The 20,401-nt window shown below is 53.5% G+C and carries 21 protein-coding genes; 13 read left to right on the top strand and 8 right to left on the bottom strand.

Annotated elements, in window-relative coordinates:
- Positions 1-51: 51 nt before the first annotated feature.
- The 8 genes from ACIOYV_RS12825 (at position 52) to ACIOYV_RS12790 (ending at position 6,820) form a co-directional block, all read left to right on the top strand.
- Positions 52-306, top strand: coding sequence for a helix-turn-helix transcriptional regulator (locus tag ACIOYV_RS12825; RefSeq protein ID WP_401324139.1), 255 nt, complete (start codon positions 52-54; stop codon positions 304-306).
- The gene (locus ACIOYV_RS12820; RefSeq protein WP_401324137.1) at positions 303-911 is read left to right on the top strand and encodes a hypothetical protein; all 609 of its coding nucleotides are present in this window, start codon (positions 303-305) and stop codon (positions 909-911) included. The genes ACIOYV_RS12825 and ACIOYV_RS12820 overlap by 4 nt, the downstream gene beginning before the upstream one ends.
- On the top strand, positions 908-1,213 hold the full coding sequence (locus ACIOYV_RS12815; protein WP_401324135.1) for a hypothetical protein: 306 nt from the start codon (positions 908-910) through the stop codon (positions 1,211-1,213). Before ACIOYV_RS12820 ends, ACIOYV_RS12815 begins: the two co-directional genes overlap by 4 nt.
- A 528-nt stretch (positions 1,214-1,741) precedes the next feature.
- Positions 1,742-2,026: a hypothetical protein gene (locus tag ACIOYV_RS12810; protein ID WP_401324133.1), complete on the top strand. Its 285-nt coding sequence runs from the start codon at positions 1,742-1,744 to the stop codon at positions 2,024-2,026.
- Complete coding sequence (locus ACIOYV_RS12805) at positions 2,023-2,295, top strand: DUF3077 domain-containing protein (protein WP_401324131.1); 273 nt, start codon at positions 2,023-2,025, stop codon at positions 2,293-2,295. The genes ACIOYV_RS12810 and ACIOYV_RS12805 overlap by 4 nt, the downstream gene beginning before the upstream one ends.
- Positions 2,292-5,198 carry a DUF927 domain-containing protein gene (locus ACIOYV_RS12800; protein WP_401324129.1) on the top strand — a complete coding sequence of 969 codons (2,907 nt, stop codon included), beginning with the start codon at positions 2,292-2,294 and terminating at the stop codon, positions 5,196-5,198. Before ACIOYV_RS12805 ends, ACIOYV_RS12800 begins: the two co-directional genes overlap by 4 nt.
- A gap of 93 nt (positions 5,199-5,291) precedes the next feature.
- On the top strand, positions 5,292-6,236 hold the full coding sequence (locus tag ACIOYV_RS12795) for a chromosome segregation protein SMC (RefSeq protein WP_401324128.1): 945 nt from the start codon (positions 5,292-5,294) through the stop codon (positions 6,234-6,236).
- Between the two features lie 218 nt (positions 6,237-6,454).
- The gene (locus ACIOYV_RS12790) at positions 6,455-6,820 is read left to right on the top strand and encodes a histone-like nucleoid-structuring protein, MvaT/MvaU family (protein WP_401324126.1); all 366 of its coding nucleotides are present in this window, start codon (positions 6,455-6,457) and stop codon (positions 6,818-6,820) included.
- A 272-nt stretch (positions 6,821-7,092) separates the two neighbouring features.
- On the opposite strand, the gene ACIOYV_RS12785 is transcribed toward ACIOYV_RS12790, so the two are convergent.
- Positions 7,093-7,878, bottom strand: coding sequence for a HEPN domain-containing protein (locus tag ACIOYV_RS12785; RefSeq protein WP_401324124.1), 786 nt, complete (start codon positions 7,876-7,878; stop codon positions 7,093-7,095).
- Positions 7,878-8,966, bottom strand: a complete 1,089-nt coding sequence (locus ACIOYV_RS12780) for a DUF262 domain-containing protein (protein WP_401324122.1) — start codon at positions 8,964-8,966, stop codon at positions 7,878-7,880. Before ACIOYV_RS12780 ends, ACIOYV_RS12785 begins: the two co-directional genes overlap by 1 nt.
- 173 nt (positions 8,967-9,139) lie before the next feature.
- Here ACIOYV_RS12780 and ACIOYV_RS12775 point away from each other — a divergent pair, with 173 nt between their 5' ends.
- From ACIOYV_RS12775 to ACIOYV_RS12760, 4 genes are all read left to right on the top strand, one after another.
- The gene (locus ACIOYV_RS12775) at positions 9,140-12,262 is read left to right on the top strand and encodes a hypothetical protein (RefSeq protein WP_401324120.1); all 3,123 of its coding nucleotides are present in this window, start codon (positions 9,140-9,142) and stop codon (positions 12,260-12,262) included.
- 910 nt (positions 12,263-13,172) lie between these two features.
- A complete protein-coding gene (locus ACIOYV_RS12770) occupies positions 13,173-14,516 on the top strand; it encodes a protein kinase (RefSeq protein WP_401324118.1) in 1,344 nt (447 codons plus the stop codon).
- Positions 14,517-14,901: 385 nt separating this feature from the next.
- Complete coding sequence (locus ACIOYV_RS12765) at positions 14,902-15,231, top strand: hypothetical protein (RefSeq protein WP_401324117.1); 330 nt, start codon at positions 14,902-14,904, stop codon at positions 15,229-15,231.
- Positions 15,232-15,237: 6 nt separating this feature from the next.
- A complete protein-coding gene (locus ACIOYV_RS12760) occupies positions 15,238-15,789 on the top strand; it encodes a hypothetical protein (RefSeq protein WP_401324115.1) in 552 nt (183 codons plus the stop codon).
- Positions 15,790-15,881: 92 nt separating this feature from the next.
- Here the strand turns inward: ACIOYV_RS12760 and ACIOYV_RS12755 are convergent, their stop codons facing one another.
- From ACIOYV_RS12755 to ACIOYV_RS12745, 3 genes are read right to left on the bottom strand one after another with little or no spacing between them, the layout of a single operon-like run.
- On the bottom strand, positions 15,882-16,244 hold the full coding sequence (locus ACIOYV_RS12755) for a hypothetical protein (protein ID WP_401324113.1): 363 nt from the start codon (positions 16,242-16,244) through the stop codon (positions 15,882-15,884).
- The gene (locus ACIOYV_RS12750) at positions 16,229-17,011 is read right to left on the bottom strand and encodes a hypothetical protein (RefSeq protein ID WP_401324111.1); all 783 of its coding nucleotides are present in this window, start codon (positions 17,009-17,011) and stop codon (positions 16,229-16,231) included. The genes ACIOYV_RS12755 and ACIOYV_RS12750 overlap by 16 nt, the downstream gene beginning before the upstream one ends.
- 10 nt (positions 17,012-17,021) lie before the next feature.
- Positions 17,022-17,567 (bottom strand): PAAR domain-containing protein, encoded by a 546-nt coding sequence (locus ACIOYV_RS12745; RefSeq protein WP_401324109.1) that lies wholly within the window; start codon positions 17,565-17,567, stop codon positions 17,022-17,024.
- 506 nt (positions 17,568-18,073) lie between these two features.
- Here ACIOYV_RS12745 and ACIOYV_RS12740 point away from each other — a divergent pair.
- Positions 18,074-18,385, top strand: coding sequence for a DUF3077 domain-containing protein (locus tag ACIOYV_RS12740; RefSeq protein WP_401324108.1), 312 nt, complete (start codon positions 18,074-18,076; stop codon positions 18,383-18,385).
- A gap of 150 nt (positions 18,386-18,535) precedes the next feature.
- Here ACIOYV_RS12740 and ACIOYV_RS12735 read toward each other — a convergent pair whose 3' ends face one another.
- The 3 genes from ACIOYV_RS12735 to ACIOYV_RS12725 all read right to left on the bottom strand — a co-directional run bounded on the left by ACIOYV_RS12735 (position 18,536) and on the right by ACIOYV_RS12725 (position 20,243).
- Positions 18,536-18,904 carry a PH domain-containing protein gene (locus ACIOYV_RS12735; protein WP_163912214.1) on the bottom strand — a complete coding sequence of 123 codons (369 nt, stop codon included), beginning with the start codon at positions 18,902-18,904 and terminating at the stop codon, positions 18,536-18,538.
- A gap of 35 nt (positions 18,905-18,939) precedes the next feature.
- On the bottom strand, positions 18,940-19,692 hold the full coding sequence (locus tag ACIOYV_RS12730; protein WP_401324106.1) for a hypothetical protein: 753 nt from the start codon (positions 19,690-19,692) through the stop codon (positions 18,940-18,942).
- Between the two features lie 98 nt (positions 19,693-19,790).
- Positions 19,791-20,243, bottom strand: a complete 453-nt coding sequence (locus tag ACIOYV_RS12725; RefSeq protein WP_401324104.1) for a hypothetical protein — start codon at positions 20,241-20,243, stop codon at positions 19,791-19,793.
- Between the last annotated feature and the right edge of the window lie 158 nt (positions 20,244-20,401).

The following is a 20,401-nucleotide window of genomic DNA, read 5'->3' as shown; positions in this document are numbered from 1 at the left end:
CCCTCCGTAGCGTATGGCCTGTTGTCTCTATTCACACAGGTTTGGATCGCTATGACTACCCAATTAAAAACCATCGCCTCGCACGACCCCGCTACGACGCTCATTCGTATGCCGGAGGTCATCTCAATCGTAGGGCTCGCACGCCCGACCATCTACAAGCTTATGCGCCAATCTGAGAGCGGATTCCCGCTGCCAGTTAAGTTGAGTACCAGCAACGCCCGAAGTGCTCCGGTTGCATGGGTATTGGGAGAGGTACAGGCATGGACACGAGCGCGTATCGCTGCCCGTGATCAGGTGGTCGCATGAAGCGCAACCACAGCACGTTCAAGGGGTCGTTTCTCGACTCCTACAGCATTGGATTCCGTCTCTATCAACCCGGTGCAATCAACTGGCGTCATCGCACCATCGCGGGCGTCAGCTGGAACGGCGAGGAGCAGGAAGCGTTCTTTTTCAACCCTGACGGCCTCGTTCTCCCACTCAAAGCCAATCCTTGGGAACTGCCCGAACTGATCCGTAAAAACGCGGTGCGCAGAGAGTTTTCGAGCGTCCATGGCGCCGGCCATTTCGCCATGAGCGAAAGCCGCCTCGCCTCGCTGAAAACGCGCGGCCTGACCGACTGGGTCACCTACTGGCTGGTGGATCAATCGGCTGGGTATGCGAACGATCCGGCAGTCTGGCAACGCATCACGGATGAGGATCTCGCCGTGGAAAAGACCGCCACCGAGCGCCTTCACCAAAGCATGCGCTTGACCTCGGATCTGGCCGAGTACGTGGATGAGTGCCTCGCACAGCATCGCGATGTGATGGCCGTCGAATACCGCCGACGTTGCGCCGAAGACAGCAAGATCTTGGCTTGGCTCAAAGGCGAGACACCGCCGCCGCTGTTTGCCTCCGCGCAGGAGGCAGCATGAGCCGAAAGATCGCCGACAACACTCTGATGCACCCGTTTTCAGTGCTGCGCCGAATTGGCTTTTCGCCCCTCCTCATGCAGCGCCTTGAGCGCTATCGCAGCCAGCAGGACAAGCAGGGCCGTGTCGTTAGCGTACTCAGCTGGGCCGACGGCACCTGGTGCGCCCTCTCCCTCCACTGCGAAAAGACCGGAACCGTGATCGTCGATGAAGGCCAGCAAACTCAAGCCTACGAAGACGCACGATCCATGCTCAACGGTGGCTTCCTGCCCCTCCTGTCCCTGCGCTGGGAAGCCCATGCCTGAAACGAAAACGCCTCCGGGAGCGATCCGGAGGCGTTGAGGTAAATCTACATGCACGAACAATTTATGCCGCACCTGAAAATTCCGCAAGTCATCAACACAGTTGCACTTTCAAAAATCGGACGTTACTCTCTGGTCGTCGCTGCAAATTCAGCGACCGGGTTTGGCGACCCGAGTTACTTGGCGCACAGGCGCCCAAACCGACAGCAGGCGCTTTTTTTGTGCCCGCCGTTTCGTGTTATGGCAGCTGTGCGTGGGAGACCTTCGGGTCTGCCGGGTTCCAAGTTCCCGGTTCGCCAACCTGCGCACAGTTGCCACCTTAAATCGTTTGGCGACGATCAGTGGCAGCTCCATCTTCAAACTTGGAGTGTCACCTATGCCTGCTCTCAATCCGTCCAAATTTCGCGCCGCAGCCCATCGGGCAATGGCTCTCGCCGCTTTACACGCCAACTCCAGCCTCGCTACACGTCTTGCCCGCTACAACGACCACATGGCCAAAGCCCGCGCACTCGAAACCGCAGGCGGTGCCCAATGAACAACGCCCTGAGCTTTTCACTCCCCGAAGATTTGCTGTGCGTTAATCCAGCCGTAGAAGCCGGCGTGCCGATCGACGCTATCACCTGTGCCATTGATCGTGCCGAATCGGTGCTGATGCTGCTTGAAGATCACTTCGAAAGTGAAACCTCGCGCCTCGCCAATCATGTGATCGCAGCCGTCCTTTGGGACGTACGCGGCACTCTCGGCCTGATCAAAACCCTCGCCTTGCACGGTGACACCACCTCGATTCCTGCGGCGCAGAAAGGCGGTGCGCTATGACCACTTCCACAACGCTGGGTCGCGCCACATTTACTCGCGTGAATGCCACCGATTTGAAATTATTCCGGGTCAATGCCGGAGTACCGGTCGAAGACGCACTGGAGATGGTTTCCCTGCTGCAGCATCACGCCAACCAGCTCAACTTCGACGCCGCCATGAGCGACAGCGGCGAGCGCTTCAGTTGGCCAGCTCTGTACCTGGGCGAGATGGCCAAAGCCCTGATCGACGACATCAACGACGCGCTGTTTTTGCCGAGGGCTGACGCATGAGCCAACGCCCAAGTAATTCCGCGAAACGTCCCAGCTTCGCCGACGTGAAAGCCGCTGCACTGAAAGACATTAATCGGGTTCTGACGCACTGGCTGCCCAACGGTAAGCGCGTGGACGGCGGCAAGGAATACACCGCCCCGAATCCGACCCGAAGCGATAAACGCGCCGGTTCGCTCAAGATCAGTCTGAGCAAGGGCACGTGGTCCGACTTCGCCACTGGCGACAAAGGCGGCGACCTGATCGATCTGGTGCGCTATCTGGACGGCGGCACCGACGTCGAGGCCTGTAACAAACTGGCAGATCTGCTCAACGTTTCGCCCGGCGCCGCCCAGGCGAAGCCAGCGCCCGCCAAGACAAAAGCACCTGAGTGGAGTGCCATTCAGCCGATCCCGGCCGAGGCCATGAACAAGTGCCCGGCCAAGCACCGGCAACACGGCGCGCCGTCCAAGGTGTGGATCTATCGTGATGCACAGGGCCAGCCACTCATGGCGCTCTACCGCTTCGACCTCGGCCCCGATGAAGAAGGCAAGCCGAAGAAGGTCTTTGCGCCACTGACGTGGTGCCAGCGCGCCGATGGCCAGACCACGCAATGGCGTTGGCAGGGGCTGCCCGACCCACGACCTCTGCTGCGTCTGGATGAACTGGCCCAACGCGCTGACGCACCGGTTGCCCTGTGCGAGGGCGAGAAAGCTGCCGACGCGGCCGCCGAATTGCTGCCGGGCTACGTGGCCACCTGCTGGCCGAACGGTTCCAACTCCTGGCACAAGGCCGACCTGAAGCCGCTCAAGGGTCGTGACGTGCTGTTGTGGCCGGACAACGATGTCAGCGGTAAAGCCTGCATGGAAACCGTCGCCGATAAGCTGCATGAGATCGGCGCCGCCTCGGTTCGAGTCATCGCGTTGGACGTGTTCAAACGCAAGCCCACGCTGAAGAATGAACGCGCCGCCTTCGCCAAAGGTGGTCAATGGGACGACGGCGACGATGCCGCTGATGCGCTCGCCAAAGGCTGGGCAGCGACGCACTTCGCCGAGCTGGAAAGCAGCGGTGAACTGTTCGGGTTGGCCATGGAAAAACCGGTTCCTGCGCAAGCTGAAATCAAGCCGGAACCGAAGGCGAAAGCAACAGCGAAGCGACCCACTAAATCGAAAAATGATCTGATGCCCGGCGGCTTTCGCCTCACGTCCGAAGGTGTGTTTTATTCCGGCGAAGACGGCGAAGCGCGCCCAGTGTGTTCACCTCTGGAAATCCTGGCTCGTACCCGCGACGACAAAGGCCAAAACTGGGGCCTGCTGGTGGAGTTCGACGATCCCGACGGCGCCAAAAAACGCTGGAACATCCCGGCGCGCACCATGACCGGCGACTTCGGCAAGGATGTGCTTGGCCCGTTGGTGGATATGGGACTGCGCCTCGCGGGCAGCCGCTCAGGACGCAACGCACGCAACGACCTGCAGAGTTACCTCGGCGGCTTCGACAGCGCGCAGCGGGCACGATTGGTCACCCGCCTGGGCTGGCACGACAGCGCCTTTCTGCTGCCCGAGCAACAGGTCGGCGCACACAGCGAACACCTGCACTTCTACGAAGCCGGTTCTCAGCTTCCGCCGATCAGCGAAGCGGGCACACTTGAGCAATGGCAGGAGCAGATCGGCGCACTGTGCGTCGGCAACCATCGTCTGGCGTTTGTCGTCGGCGTGGCCTTTGCTGGCCCACTGCTGCACATGCTCGGCCATGAGTCGGGCGGCTTTCACCTCTACGGCGACAGTTCAGGCGGCAAGACAACGCACCTGCAAGTGGCTGCCTCGATCTACGGCGGGCCGCGTCTGGTGCGCTCGTGGCGCTCCACGGATAACGCGCTCGAATCCATCGCCGCCGCGCATTCCGACGGCCTTCTGGTGCTCGATGAAATCGGCATGTGCGATCCACGCATCATCGGCGAGACGGTGTACATGCTCGGCAACGGCACCGGCAAGGCTCGCGCCAATGACCGAGGCCAAGCAGGCCGACAGGTACAGGAGTGGCGTCTGCTGTTTCTCTCCACCGGAGAGAAGACGCTGGCTCAGCACATGGCCGAAGCCAACAAGGAACTGAAAGCGGGCATGGAAGTACGCATGCTCGCGGTCCCGGCCGATGCGAGCAAAGGCCTCGGCATGTTCGACGCGCTCAACGGCTTCGAGGATGCGGCGGCACTGGCTGACGCGCTCAAGGCACGGGTGGCGAAGTATTACGGCACACCGCTCACCGCCTTCCTGACGGCGCTGTGTGAACCCGCCAAACGCCACGGTTGGTCCGCCATCCTGCGCCGCACACTGGAAGGGTTTATCGCCCAGTCGCTGCCGGCCTCGGCCAGCGGACAAGCACACCGTGCGGCCGCTCGCTTTGGTCTTGCGGCCGCAGCGGGTGAGCTGGCCACCGCGATGGGTATCACCGGCTGGCCTGATGGAACAGCCACCATCGCTGCTCGCGTGTGCCTCAACGCATGGATGAACGAGCGTGGCGGCGCGGGTAACTTCGAGGGCGATGCGATTTTGGCGAGGCTGCGCCAGGTCATCGAGCGCTTTGGCGAAAGTCGCTTCACCCGCTGGGAATCGGCGGCGGCGAAGATCGACGAACACGGCCCGCGCACCATCGACCGCCTCGGCTTTCGCAAGACGCTGGAGCACGGCCTGGGCGACGCCCTACACACCACGAACACCTATTACGTGCTGCCCGAGGCATGGCGCTCGGAGATCTTCCGGGGCATGAACATCAATGCGGTGAACAAGGAACTGCTTCAACGCGGCGTGCTGGAGCCGGGAGGCGATGGTAAGGCGTCGAGTCTGGTGCGGTTGCCGGGCCTTGGCCCGCAACGCTGTTACATCGTGAGGACGATTCCGGGAACGGATGAGAGCGAGGCTCGGGCTGCCTGAGGGCATCTCTGCTGATCGAGGTAACGCCGGCTTATTCCCGGCCTCGCCAGCCACTCAACCAACCCACAATCGAATTGAACAGAGACTAACCAGATGAACGATATTCAAGATCTGAAAGACCGCCGCGACCAACTGCGCAGCGAGGCAGAACGACTGCACGCCGAACTGCTACCCCTTGAGGCCGTGCTGGAAGGTGAAGAACCCATCGAACCTGATCGGAAACGCGAACTACGGGACAAGTACAACGAGCTGAAAAGGAATTTCGATTCGCGCAACAACAATGCCGACCTTCTAAATCGGAAGATCAGTCGCCGTGAGAACCTCGCCAACTGCGATTCCCTGATGGCGGGTTACATCGAGGCGATGGATAACTGGACTGCCGATGAGCAGGAGCTAAACGAAAAGCGCCAAAGCCTCAGTACCCGCCTGGAACAGATCCAACAACAGGCAGCACAGGACATGGCCAGCGCTCGCCAAGCCGAAACGGAAGCTGCCACTGCGTATGCGCAGGCGGTCGCGTGGGGCGACACCGAAGGCGAGAAGACCGCCAACGCCGATGCGCAAAAGGCCGCGAAGAACCTCACGGCGGCCGCCGAGCATAATCGTCGGCAGACTCTGATCATGGCCGCTCTGGAGCAGGAGCTGGTCACGGTAGATAAATACATCGCCGAAGCACAGGAAAAGCATAAGGGGATAGAACGCACCGCCCTCTGGCTCTCGCAGACGGTACTGGAGGAGCAATGGAACGAGGCCGCAAAAGCTTTATTCGAGGTGGGTGGAAAGCTGTGGGCAAATTACAGGCTGCTGGGGCTTGATCAGGTGGGACTTATGAAGCTGGCCGTTCCAGAGGAAGGCGAAAACTTCGGGAATTGGACGTGGCATGAACTTTCCGACCGCTCGCGCCAATACACCGCGCGGGACTTAATCCAGCTCAACAGTCTGCCAGCACTGCAACAGCTTGAAGATCAGAGCAATCAGGAACAACGCAAGGATGAACGAAATGAACAAGCCACTACAGAACAGCGCGAGCAGGTCTGACACCCTCAAAACACGGAAGGCTTATCTGAACGACCTGCTGAAAATCTTAAGCTCGGGAGCGGGAAAAACCAGTCAAATGCAAACACCGACCATCAACGCGATTAAAGCGGAAATAGCACACATTGATAGCCAACTGAATCGCCGGTAAAAATGCTGAACTTGCAACCAGCATTACTATCTTAATAGTCACGCAAGCCCCACAGAACAAGGGAATTAAAATGTCCAAACTCGCAGAATATCGCCAGCTGGAGAAACATCTCGCCGAGCAGCTTCAAGCACTGGAAGCATTGAAAGGTGATGATGGACTGAAGAAAGAAATCGAGTTCGAAACCAAGCTGCGCAAGCTGCTCGATCAGTATGGTTTCAGCCTAAGGCACATCATTAACCTGCTCGACCCTCAGACCTCGGCCCGACGCCAATCTGCGGCTCCGGCCGCCAGAACACGCAAACCACGCGAACTCAAGGTCTACAAAAACCCGAATACCGGTGAAGTCATCGAAACCAAAGGTGGAAATCACAAAGCTTTGAAAGAGTGGAAAGCAGAGCACGGCACCGACGTTGTCGAGGGATGGCTGAAGAAGTAAGACAGCTTCACCTGAAAAAGGGCCCTGACGGGCTCTTTTTACTACCTTTTTAGTCGAAAGCAAGTCACAAAGCTTTTTGAAGTGGACGGAGACAACTCCCAATTAGCGCTATCGCTTAGTAACGATTAAATGCGACATTGGAAAGTCCAAAATGAGCACCCCCACAAAAACACTAACCAACTAGACCGAACAACAAACTCACCAGAATTTGACTACCCAACCAAGCACATCTAGCTCACATTTAATTAGCGATATTCCAATCATCACGAAAGCTACACATTCAAGTTCTCAATCATTATTGCAATCAAGGCATACTGGAGAAGCTCCACAATGACCCTACGCCTTTCAAGCTCAGATACATCATCGTTATTATCAAATTCATTGCCATGCGCTACCAAATGCCTTTTTGCGTTTATTTGATCAACAAACTCCTCCCACAATGTTTTTTTTGATGCTTTCTTTTTTACTATCCCCAACCCCAAGTCAACTATCTTGTAAGGATAATCTTCAGACCCATTTACGACGAGACTTTTCAGCAGAGAGGACTTCTCCCGAGCCTCAGGAACTGACGAGGAAAATATGACATCTAATTCGGACTCATGCAAATAGTCAAATACTTTAACGATGCCAAAATTTTCGAAAGCCGTTATCAGAGCGGAAGATGACGGATTCTTATTTCTTGAATAAAAAAATGGCTCGTGCGAAATCTTGCTATTTAAATCATCAAACTTCCCAATAAGATTCTCTATTTTTTTATTATAAGACTTTGAATCCCCCTCCAACTGGGATCCTATATACTTAACGCAATACGTCCTCTTAACTGCCTTGGGAAGACCCACAAAACTATCACTTCTATTAAGGTCTGCAACTACGTTCTTGATCAAGTCCTTCGTAAATCCCTCCAAGTGCGCCACAATCAGAACTGTAGTAGACCTGCAAATTGCATTATAGAACGCAGCATCTTCGTCTTTCAGCTCTTTTGCGCGGCTTATTAACGTATCAATCTCGGCCCATTTTGAGTCGAGACTTAGAGTGAAGTCCTGTAAAAATGTCGACATTACGACAGCGCGCTCAACGTCTTTTGAATTCGGAAGTGTATTTTTGAAACATCATTCACACTCCCTGCCACCGAATCAAAAAAATTGGCATCAGAGAACAACTTTACGAACTTCTTGTGCGCGCCAGGTTTTATATCTTTAGCATTAGAAAAATAATAGCTAACGGCATCAAAAACCGCCGAGTTAAAGGATGACATTTCTTGTGGAATTGCCTGCCCCACTTGCAGTCTGTACTTTGCAAAGGGCTTCCCCCCAAAGTGCTCATTGATATTTTTCATCGACGAAATAAAATTCGCCTTCATTTTTTTCAATTCTGCAGGCGCTAACTTATTAAACTCCCCCATCTTTAGTGTCAAGAACCGCTTGAACTGCCCTTTATAGTTTTTATACCCTTCTTGATAAGTAATAGCAAAATATCGCAATACAAGCTCTTCATCTTCCATCTTTTCCAAACGCTTAGATTTTTCTGTTAAATTCGCGGCCTTTACAAAATGTTCGTTTTTGGCCAGTTCTTTAATCAAATCTTTAAACGGCCCCCTGCAGGTAGCGTTGCGTAATTCTTGAGCTTCCAACTTTACTGAACCACTGTTCAAACGCTCAAATATGTCGAACTTGACCTGAGTATCTACTGTTGAATCGATGCGAAGGCAACGAATTGTACGCTCCTCTAAACGCCTTGTTAAAAACGGAGGCAAATCCTTATAAGAGGCACCATTTAGTTCAGAAAGCACCTCGAGACTCTTGAGACTGTATTTACCTTCAAAATAATTATAAATTGCAGTAAGGCGCTGCTGGCCATCAATCACAGAATATCTTGCCGCTTCTTCTTCAACCTCATCATCAACATCGACGTCTTGAGATATATATATTATCGGAATTGGAATATTCAAAACCAAGCTTTCAATTAAACGCGAAGAGTACTCATCCGACCATCGATGATTTCGCTGATAGTCTGGGTTTAATTTTATTATCCCTTTTTTTATTTTTTTTACCAGCGTCTCTAAATCGTATTCAATTGTTTGAGTTTTAACTGTTCGCTCTTTTGCTTTTTGCTGAATAGCATCGAGACTGGTTTTGAGTAGTGACATATAACTTCCATAACATTAATTATAGTTGGCGTTCCTGTCCCCTTTAGCAGGGAATGCACCGCCAGCTGAGTCCCCAGATCGTAGCACACCCACCGTTTGAGCGAAGATTGTACGAGCTCATCAAAGGAGGTAGTGTTCGACGTAAGACGAGCAGAATGGAAGTGGCGGCACTGATGGATTTCATCGACAAGCAGATAGCCCCGCCGAAATCATGGGAAAAGTTCGAAGACCTGACACGCGCGCTGTTTGCCGCTGTCTGGGAAGATCCTCTAACCCAAAAAAATGGACGAACTGGTCAGAAGCAGCAAGGGGTTGATGTCTTCGGGACACCAAGCACCAAGCCTGGTGAAGTCTTTGGCGTGCAGTGCAAAGGTAAAAACGGGTCATATGGATCGAAGGCATCGATTGAGGAATTTGAATCAGAACTTGCCAAGGCAGAAAACTTCAAGCCTCCGCTTTCACACTGGACGTTTGCTACCACTGCGGCCAACGATGGCCCCCTTCAAGAATACGCACGAATCGCTTCTGAGCGACGCCACAAAGAAGGGCGATTTCCAGTCAATGCGATCGGCTGGGAGACAATCCAAGCGTTATTTTCCAGTCACCCAAATGTAATTGAAGAGTTTTACCCAGAGCATGCAGGTCATTTATTACAAATCATCGCCATGTTGCGTGCAATGCTTGGCGTTGACGAGCTCGATCAGTTTCGACGGAATGTCACCGGTTTACTCCCTGGAGAAATAGTACCTGCCGCGAGTGCCTCCAATTGGTCCGAGGTTCAATTTGAAACCGCACGAGATCTAGGTCCGGCTTTGATGGGCCGTTCACTCGGCCCTGCGGATGTTGTCGCTTGCCCAGAGTTACCAGAGGTTGAGATTCTAATCGCAGATCTTGAACGGGCTGGTTCTGCTCGACTCGCCGGTGTGCCGGGAGCGGGAAAGTCGATCTGCATCCTTCAAACTGCCTGCAAATTACGAGGGCGCGGATGGCGGGTTCTGCGACTGGCTGACCCGACGGATAGAGCAACTCCTTTTGATAATAATCCATTACCAACGTTATATTTAATTGACGACGCCCATTTAACCCGCCCGGCACTATTACGCGATCTTGAGGAGCGAGCAACGGAATCACAGTGGATACTCAGCGCGCACACCGTCTCCGAAGATAAAGGAGGATATCCTGGTGCTATTCAACTTGACACCAAACGCGCTGTACGAGTAATCGCGGAAGGACTTAAGTCTGATCCAAAAGCGACACTTGCAGCTGTACGCCGGGCCGATGATCGAGTGGGTGATCGTCCGGGACAAGAGCCGCTAAACCAACGTCTCGAGCATGCTGCGGAACAGTCACTTTTCCCTTGGCAGTTCTGCTTCATTTTGGGTGGAGGCTGGAGGCGTGCTAGTTCAATGGCAAGTTCGGCTCGTGCAGCAGGAGCGGATCTAATCCTTGCAGCAGCAGCTATTCACCAGCTAGCTTCTCGTGATACCCGTTGCTCACACGATATGTTGACAACATTGGTCGGCGACGAGAACTCCAACGACGATACCGACGCTGCAATTAAATGGTTAGTCTCCCAGCGTGTGTTGCTTGCTTACAATGACCTCCGTTGCCCACATCAGCGTCTCGCAAGCGTTCTCCTCCAGCGTATTCTCGACGGCCAGTCGGACGAAGGACGTAAAATCATAGCGAACATTCTTGAAAGAGTACTTCTTGACGAAAGAACTCCGATGGGCGGAATCAGCGTGTTACTTAGAGAGTTGGCGAACGCTGGCCAATTCCGTCAGTGGACAAAGCTCGTTCAAACAGAGTGGCTTCTGCCCATTCTCAAGCGTTGCTGGAACGCATTCACACCGATTGAAATACGTAATGCCTGTTGGGTGCTTAATAGCTTGCACGGCTATTTAACGGAGGAAGAGTTTGATATTCCTGGCCATATAGAGATTTTGGCAAGTTGGATCGAGGCAGCCCCCGAAGACACCTGCTATGCGATTGGCTGGGTGATTAATGATATTTGGAACACTCATCCAAAATTAGGTGAGGAAATCGTCAACCTTGTTAATCCACGTGGTATGGCTCTATCGATAAATAAAGCAAATCCATTGCATACTGGCGAAATAGCCAATCTAATTTCTATGATACGTGCTGGAAACAATCACAAATGGAAAATCCATTATCTCGAAGGGATTGACCGGGATGCATGCCAGCGTAAAGTCTCTACTTGGCCTAAAAATGCTTATTTAGCTGTAGCAGCCGATCTTTGTGAGCACTTTTGTTTTTTTGCTCCAGAATTTGGTTTTACACTGATCGAATCGCTGATTCCCGCTATATCGGATCGACTTCGCGCTAATCCTCAACAAGAATTTCATGAGATTAATGACATCGTGTGGAATTCGTTAAGGCTCTACGATCCCCTAGGCATATATGTCGGCAAACTTGCACCAACTGGGCGAATGCGACAGGTTGGGAGAAAAATTTGCGCCTGCTGGCAGCCGGATGAACTAGCAGCCAAGTTATCACGCAGTACCGAGCGACACTTTCAGTCCGCTGCAGGATTGCTCAGCTTTATGAAAGAGGCCGCGCCGAAGCGATTCGAACAAACCGTGCTCGCCTTAGATTGGCAACTTATCGACCAAAATATTGGTGCAAATTGGGCATATGACATAGGAGAAGCACGCATGCTTTTGGGCATCGCGTACTCCGTACGGGAAGCTCGTCCTGCGATAGAAGCGATGGTTCAGCGGAACGAGTCAAACATTGTCACCATGTCCCCACATCTAGCTGCAATCGCTCCATCCAGCGCCGCTCGTCATTTATCGGCAGGCAAACTTATCGCGCTCTCCCCTTGGGGCCATGTCGATTGGAATATGGGGACATTGGTGATAGCTCAGCTGATACAAACGGAGCCAACATTGGTGGGGGCATTACTAGAGCCAAATTATGATGGACTCGCAACAGCCCTATCGCAGCCCAGCCCCACTTTTTATAACGATGGCCTTCTATTGCTGTGTTTAATCGCCCAAGTAGGACCCGCTGGCCTGACACCGGTGTTGGACCGAATCGATATTGACAAGGCAGAACGCGGCTGGCAGAACGCGTTACGAGGAGTCGAAAACAATCGTGAGCGTGGAGCGAAGGCAGAAGCGCGCCAGGTGGCATCTTTACTCATCCACCACGCACTCAATAGGAACGACGCCGTCGGCGCTCTTGCCCGACGTTTGAGGCAGGATTTTCCTCGTCAATCGATTCCGGCAATCAAAACCCTTCAGCAAATAGACCTTACGACCCCTATCGAATGAATTGATGGGCATTTATTGCTGAGTCAGCTAACAAATTATGTTTTGTAACACGACTAGAGCCCGTAACACTCGGCCGAGCAGCAGGAAAAACTGTGTTACGGATATAAAAAATCAATAAATTCAAATACTTGATGGCGTTTGTAACATCCGTATCACCTGTAACATGCCTAATCTGAAGCCCCTACTCCCCGAGGGAATACCACCGCCAGCGATTGGAAGACGCCGTCGCAATGCAGGCCGCTATCAGGGCGCAAAAACTATAGGGGCCCCTGAGGTATTTGCCTGCATACGGGGTCGGAAACCCGCGGGACTTCGTTAGCGAAAGGGTGCCCAGCTTAGTGAACAGGCGAACCGGGTGAACACACCGTTCACCAGTGCAAATGCCCAAGGTCTCGAAAAGGCGCCGGGGCCCCTGAGCAGATCTGAAAGACACGGGGCATAAAACCCGCGTGATCTTGATAGTGTCTGATTTTTCTACGTTGGTTGACAGGTTGACTCGGTTGACGCCCCAAGATGTGCGGAATGAGCGACACAAAAGGCCATCGTTACCAATGCGGTAACGATGGCCTTTTTTCTACCAAATTCTGTCGATTTCAATGGCTGAAATTTCAGTAAGGTGGGGGGCCTACCGCTAACAAGATCCCGCGGGTTTCCGACCCCGTGTCACACGGTATGCCTCAGGGGCCCCGTCATTCTTCGGGTATCCAGGGTTGCTAAATGATATTCAAGACGCTACCCCGCGTTGAGTACCTGTCGCATTCCCTATCAGCTTGTACCAGTGCAGATCGATGCTCGCATCCGACTTGATCAACGTTCGACTAAGAGGTCTCGAACAAAACACGGTCGTATCAATTCAAAAGGGCTCGTGAACCCTGATACGCTTGAGAAAAGCCCATTGAAGGAACATGAAATGAGCGCTACGGATGATCTGGGCACCTGGAAAACGAAGCATCCGGGAATTCCTGAAGCTTGGAAGCAACTGGGCGCCGGTGGCAATGCTTACGTTTGGTTTGACGGACTTCATGCGATTAAGCGCTTGAAACCCGAATGTGGAAGAGAGGCAGTCGCAAGATTTCGCCGAGAAGCCGAAATTGTTTTGTCGTTGCGAGAGACTGCTGGGCTGAGCCTCGTCCCGATTATAGAAGTGCGAACTCGTGCTGACGGTTTAGAAATCGTAATGGATGTCTTGGATGGTTCCCTTGACGATGTGATTGTTAAATTCGTTGGCGACCCACGTAAGGCAGCCCTCGCGCTCGCCCCAATAGCAGAAACCCTCGCAGCCTTAGCAGCCCGAGGCCGACCAATTCATCATCGCGATATCAAACCCTCGAATTTGTTGTTCCGAGAGTCTGACGAAGCACTTCTTTTAGCTGATTTCGGTTGCGCCTACCTTGCGGAAGACGAACGCCTCACCCCCAAGAAACGGGCGATGGGAGCATGGGCGTTCCGCCCTCCCGAGTACTCCGTCGGTAGGGTTACAGAAGTTAACGAAAAAGGAGACGTTTTCAGCCTTGGAAAAGTTTTCTGGGCAATGATCTACGGTGAGCGTGGGATAGTATTTCCTGGGCCAGTGTGGTTCGAAAGAGAGTTTGATCTGGGTTTGTTGTTTCCAGATTGCCCGCAGATCCATCACGCCATGCTCCTCATATCTAAGGCTGCCGCAATAAACGCCGAAAACAGACCTACAATGGCACAATTTGCGGATGGACTACGCGCAATGGCAACAGATAAACCTTCAGAGGCTGGCGATATCAATACTGTTGAGCTACTTCGTGCTGAAGCCTTGATCGAGGTGGAGTACCAACAACGCAGAGCTTCCACAGCCGCATTTGTACGTGCTCTCCACACAGATCTGCACCAGGCAATCAGTGAATTGCACCTCAGTAATCCAGAGTTACAACTATGGCGCGAATGGCTTGGCGAAGCCCAACGAACACATCAGACCGCAGACGCTCTTGTGGTGCAGGTCGCGGAACACGAGTCAGATGCCTCGGTTGTGAACGTCCTTTTCAGGCGCCGGTTTTTAATTACTAGGTTCCACCCTGCAACAGAAGCGAGCCCGGCCATATTTCGTGCCTCGCTCTCAAACGAAGGTAGCCCCGCCCAAACCCCGATGCTGTGCGCAACAAGCTCAAGGCAAGGCACAACGTTTGAAATACAAAATTTAGAGGACCTCGCAGCCGAGGGTATATATACGCCGCTAGTTTTGAAGCGTTTTCTGGAGCTTGCCACGAGGAAGGTTCTGAGCGCTTAAATGACCAAAGCTTGGTTGGCATGCTGGGAGTGGGGGCGTACTCCTGAGGTTCATACCGATGGATGCTAGCCAAGCTGATGGCAAGCACCTCCGCAGGATGCGCCCTGAGGAAGAAAACGAAGCTAGCAATTAACACCGTGTATCCCTGCATGTATCCCTAAATGTATAATTCAGCTGCAAGCCACAGAATATATGGAAGCCTCCGGTCTCCCTCGGGCACCAAAATCAAGAAAGGTCCTGCATTGCAAGGCCTTTTTTTTCGTCTGCGATAAAGTGCCTGTCACCCCACCACCCCGTAGGGGCTGCCGAAGGCTGCGATCTTTTGATCTTGCCCTTGAGGCGCCAAAAACCAAACCGCTCGGCTAACGAATCAAGGATTCACACAATGGAATTGCCACTGGAAACCGTTGCCCTTTTCGCCCTCAAGCTGGCTTATGAGCGGGAGGGGGAAAGCCCGATTCTGCGCGATGATCCGATCATGAGTGATTATGAGCGGGAGGTTTTTGGGTTGTTGGTGCGACGGGGGGATGTTGAGGGGATTCAGTTTCGGGTGGGGCATTGTGTGGGGTTGGCGCTGGAGGCTATCGGTGGTGTTGATACGCCGCTTGGGCGTGAGCTGCATCGGTTGGCTGCTGATTTCGGTGATGCGCGGACGATGGAGCAGCTTGAAGTGCCGGTCATTACGCTTAGGGATTATTTGAAAGACATTCAGTGAATGGTCATGCCGCGTGCAAACCAGGCGTTTCCGTCTTGTCTTGAACAAGAAGCGAAGGCTCTCGACCAGGTTATGGGCCAGCTCAGCCAGGCGCGCATGGCAATGCATCGATTCATAGAGGTCAGAGTCGGTGGGGAGGAATTGGCCATTCCCTATCGGATTTATGACCAAGGTTATGAGGTCGTCTTTGACCACCTGACTGAAACCCAGAGCATTTTGTACTCGTGTCTTCTGACACGGCATCACGATGGTAACGTGCGCCAACGGCATCTGGAACGAATTCTCTCAGTACGTGAACCGTGGGTTGTGCCGTTCGTGGTTCAACTGACGGGCGAGTACGTCATCCAGATTCTTGAAACTGTTGAAGCGCATCTGCAGACACTCGACCCGGCGCTTTACGGTCGTTTCATTCGAGACAATCAGGTGTACTTTCAAACGACGCATGCACGCATGATCAGTTATTGGGATTGCTACTACCGACGTCTGTACAAACACCCAGCCGACTACGTCGGGTTTCGCGTGTTTGCCAAGTTTCGCGAGTTTTCTAAAAGCAGCTAGTACTCGATGTGGTGATAGCCAACTTCAGCTCCCACCTTGCGCCCCAAGACTGCCCCCTTTTTCTCACAGCATCCTTTAAAACGAGAAAAGACCTATTTTTCCAACCTACTAACAATTTCCTTCCAGATATACCCATAGTTATATTCCAGCCAACGCACAAGTAACTTATCAAATTGCCTGCGAAACCAATTGCTCTCCCTGGCCGCACGCCGCTCTTCAATCATGGCATTGAGGGAATCTGGATCGAAGCCCGTCCACACTGTAGGTACTGCAGCCGCAATATTAGTGAAGCAGACCGGCGCTACTTCCGAATAAAGTATTTCGTAGAGCGTTTCATGGTCCACTCCTTTTACTTGCTTGGCGATGAAATCGTAATCCACCGGAAAATCATTAAATGGGTCAGATAGTGCGACTCTGATGTTTGTCAGCTCAGGCTGACTCAACGAATATCCCAATGTGAAAACTCCTCTAACTCTTCATCGAGCGTGTCCGTTACCGCTTCGCCTGCTACGCCTCCAGCAATCGTTCCCACGATTACAACGGCAAAAGCGCAGATTGGTGCACCTGGGCCACAGAGAGCACTAACTCCAAGCCCTGCGAGTAGACCACCTATCGCACCACTTCCAATTATGATGCCCTGACGCGCCGTCTCTTTCGTTTTGTTTTCAGCATTGAAAATTTGATAAGAAGCAAGGGCAGCGGTCACCAGGATCCCGAGTTTGCCCATCATCCTCATTTTTTTGGTGCCATTGGTGAACTTGGCATCGTCCCGCCCCGCGGCCTCTAAAATTGTGTAATGGACCTTGCTCTGTTCCGCGGGTGTAAGGCTTTCATAACTTTTTTGGAAGAGGTTTTTAGAGTAACGATCGAAGAGTGATTGAAGCGTCCTTCCATCCGTCTTCTTCTGTTGCACGACAGCCACCCCCTGCGCCGAGGTAAACGCCCGGTGCTCCATCATGATCTTGTTCCGTAATTTATTGCTGAACTCTACGCCCTCTCGCGCCGTAATCTCCCCGGCCTTCACGTCAGCCAGCGTTTGCTGAGCTATGCGCTTTATGTTTTTTAGATAGCTCGCTCTGATTTTTTCATCATGGATGGCGTCCAGAGAGAACCTGAGCGCAGTGCCTTCCATCAACTCCAACGCCCTATCGAGCGGAGAATCTTGTAAGGCGTGCTCACGCTGAATGACATAGCTGCCGGTTACGAGGTACGGCTCCGTCATAGGATGTTCCTTATCCCAAAATTCTATTTAGAAAGCTTTCGGTGAGCGATGAAGTATCGGAAGACGTTTCGTCTTCGAATTTAAGCGTTACACATGTCTTGCCCGAAGGATTTGAAAACTTAACGGCGTTTTCCTTGTTGAATACGCCGGGCAGGGACGAACCATCCTCAAAGTGCGCCGTGCACGATAAGCCCTCGTAGCTCTCGTCAGCCGAAATTCTGAAGCCGATCCAGCTTGCATAACCCGTTAACGGAGCGGGAGAAACAAATTCGTATGATGTAGGCGTATCGCCAATTATCACGGTCCCGGAACCACCAATCACGATGCCGCCGTGGGTACCTCCAGTGTCGATGGTCGCCGCATTCATCCCGTTTATGAAAACCGTCGACGACAATCCTGAAGCAAGTGCACTGCCGCAAGTGCAGGTGTCATCCCGACGCGCTGCGGAAAGCCCATCGAAAAACACGTCAGGGGAGCCTGATGCGATAGGGTTGGTACCGTGTCCCGGCAAAGGACAACTATAAGGATCGCTCTTGCGCGCTGCGGGCTTAGCCACTATGACCTCCTGTCAAATTTCCTTATGAGCGTCACAACCTAACAGAACAGCGCGCCGATTAGGACCGTGGGCGAGAATACGCATGCCGACTCGGCGATCAACTTCTGCTGACATTTCGAAGGTTGCAGCGATGACGACTGCACGATACCCTCCCCACCGTCGCTGCCAATTCAGCGACCGGGTGTGGAAACCCGCGTAAATCAAGGCGCAACAGCGCCCCCATCACGTTTGCCGGCGCTTTTTTTATGCCTGCGGCGTGAGTTATGGCGGCTGTGCGTGGGACGTCTTCGGGCGTGCCGGTTTCCTTGATTACCGGTTTTCCACCCCGCGCACAGCTGTCACCCATTCGTGTGGAAACGAACGTGGCAGCTCCTCATATCAAGGACGTTAACCATGACTACCACCAGCAATCCGTACAAATTTTGCCTTTCCCCTTTACGCAATCCCCATTCGCGTAACGCCTCACCCGCTCTACCCCGCCGCCTCTCCATCACCGGAGAAGCCCAATGATTGATCCAACCGATCTCAAAACCATCGGCCTGACCCCGGCCATTTACTGTGCAGACCAACCGCTGTTCCACGTCACTCGCGATGTGCCGCTGGGTGATGCGTTGTCCATGGCTTCTGATTTTTTGCGTTTGGCCAAGTCGCTTACCGAAGAGGCTGCCTTTGACAGGGACACTGACCGTCATGCTTGGGCTGCGCATTATTTGACGTCGATGAGTAAGGCGTTGGTGGATGATGCGGTGAAGGTGTTGACGCGGGGGCGGGATTCTACGGTGCCGCCTAAGCGGGCGGCGGAGAAGGCTGAGAAGTAGAAACGGGGGAGCGCGTTGTTTGGGAGGGTCGTAGTAGGTTCAGCATTGGTGTTGGCTGGGCTGGCGCTTTCGCGAGCAAGCTTCGCTCCTACAAGGGCATGTGTTTAGCCAGTTTTAGCCCCGAGTTTTCGGGGCTTTTTCGTGTTGGGGTCAGAGGACGTGTTGGGAGATGAGTTTTGAGATTTCTACCATTGATGTCCTGCCGGTGAATTCGAATTTCACCTTCCCAAGCGACGAGAAGTAGATCTCCAGTTCGGAATCCAGATCAAACGTCCCGGACGTTTCCACCGAGTACGCCACAATGTTTTTGTACGGCAGTGAGGTGAAGTCCTTCTTGCTGCCGGTGATGCCCTGGACGTTGACGGCGATGATGCGTTTGTTGGTGAAGACCACGCCGTCGCGCATGGATTTGTACGAGTCGATGACCTGTTCGCCGTTGAGCAAAAGGTCGGCAACGCGTTCGGCGTATTCTTCGTTCTGCTTGAGTTTGAAGAAGCCTTTGTTGTTGAAGTCGATCATCTGTCCATCCTTCCGTTGAAGAAAAATCCTGCGGGTTACTTCCGCGCCTTTACGACTCGAATGTCGAAGGGAAATCCATCCGCTCCGGTCAATGTCTTCCACCCCACGTACTGAAAGATCCCGTTCTCATCAATATCGTCGCCTCGCTCCACCGTTTCACCGCCCAGCACTGCGACGCGCTTATAGACGGCGCAGTTGCCATCCCAGGGACGGACGGTGTAGATCACATAGGGTTTGACGTATTGCGCGGCGCGGAAATGGCTGCCGCAGCCCGCATCGACTTTGATCATCAAGGTCTTCAGATTCGCTTCGCCATCCAGCTCAGCGTGCTGGTCGAGAGCTCCGATTTCGCCGACGTCGCTGAAGCCCATCGAGCGAGCGCGCTTGTATTCCGGGGAGTTCAGGTGCTCGGTCTGGGCTTGCCGAAAATGCTGATCCAACGCCTCGTCGTTTTCAGCGTTGCCCTTGGCCGCTATTTCTTTCGCTTGGGGGATAATGCTTTCACAGCGGGCGTAATCGGGGGAGCTGTGGCTTGTCTGGGCGAGGTTCTTGCGGTGTACGGTAAGGGTTCGCAGAGAACTCTCAATAGAGGGCGTGACATCCTTGGCCGTATGGCTCCCGTTCTGCACATTGGTTAGTGCTTGCTGTAATCGCTGGCAATCGGAGAGGTAGGTCTTCCAGGCGTATTCCGGGGTTTCATCCCAGTCCCAGTCGGCAAGCGCCGGGGTCATCACGACGGTGAAAGTGATTGCGCAGAACAGGCGTGAGGCTTGAGCGACAGTGAGCATGCGTAGTCCGTTACGTAGATGAAGAAAGTGGTGCGACGCTACTATTTTGCCATCCTGCCGTCCACTTGCAGCCAAGGGGCCAGCACCCATTTGCTGCACTATTCAATTTGGATCGGTCCTTTGGTCCCTGCATCGCTGTCGGTCCAGTAGTCCTGATTTTGCAATCGCCGGTCGCCCTGAATGGTGAAGACGATCTTACCGTCGCGAAACTGCAGCGTGCCGTCGGTACGTTTGGCGTTGACCCGTTTTCCGTTGACCCACACCTGTTCTTTGGCATCGATGCGAATGGTGGCGACGGTCGCGCCCGCTTCACTCTTGGCCACCCACTGCCCGGCGTAAGGGGTCTGGGTGCCAGGGTTGTCGGCGGCGGGGTTGGTGAAGCCGGCCTTGGCGTTTTCGGCTTTGGTTTTGTGGATGTCGCAGCCTTGGGTTTCGCTGACTTGGGTGCAGCCGGATTGCTCGAGTTGTTTGCGGTATTTGTCGTTGATGGCGTAGGCCGGGGATTGGGCGGCGATCAAGATGGCCAGCGCCGGCAGGATGGCTTTCTTCATGTTGACTCCTTGGCGATCAGTTCGCGCCGAACGGCATCGTACGTTCACTGTAGTGGATGGGTGCGCAGTGCTTGTGCCACAAAACATTTCAGACAGTGCGCGCCTTCGTCAGTGCTCTTCTAGACTTAACGGGTGGTCGTGGAAAGAACCGAGCACGT

The sequence above is a fragment of the Pseudomonas sp. NPDC087342 genome, assembly GCF_044744265.1.
Taxonomy (GTDB): Bacteria; Pseudomonadota; Gammaproteobacteria; order Pseudomonadales; family Pseudomonadaceae; genus Aquipseudomonas; species Aquipseudomonas nunensis.
The sequence above is the reverse complement of the archived record's forward strand: the minus strand, read 5'-3'. Positions and strand labels throughout refer to the sequence as shown.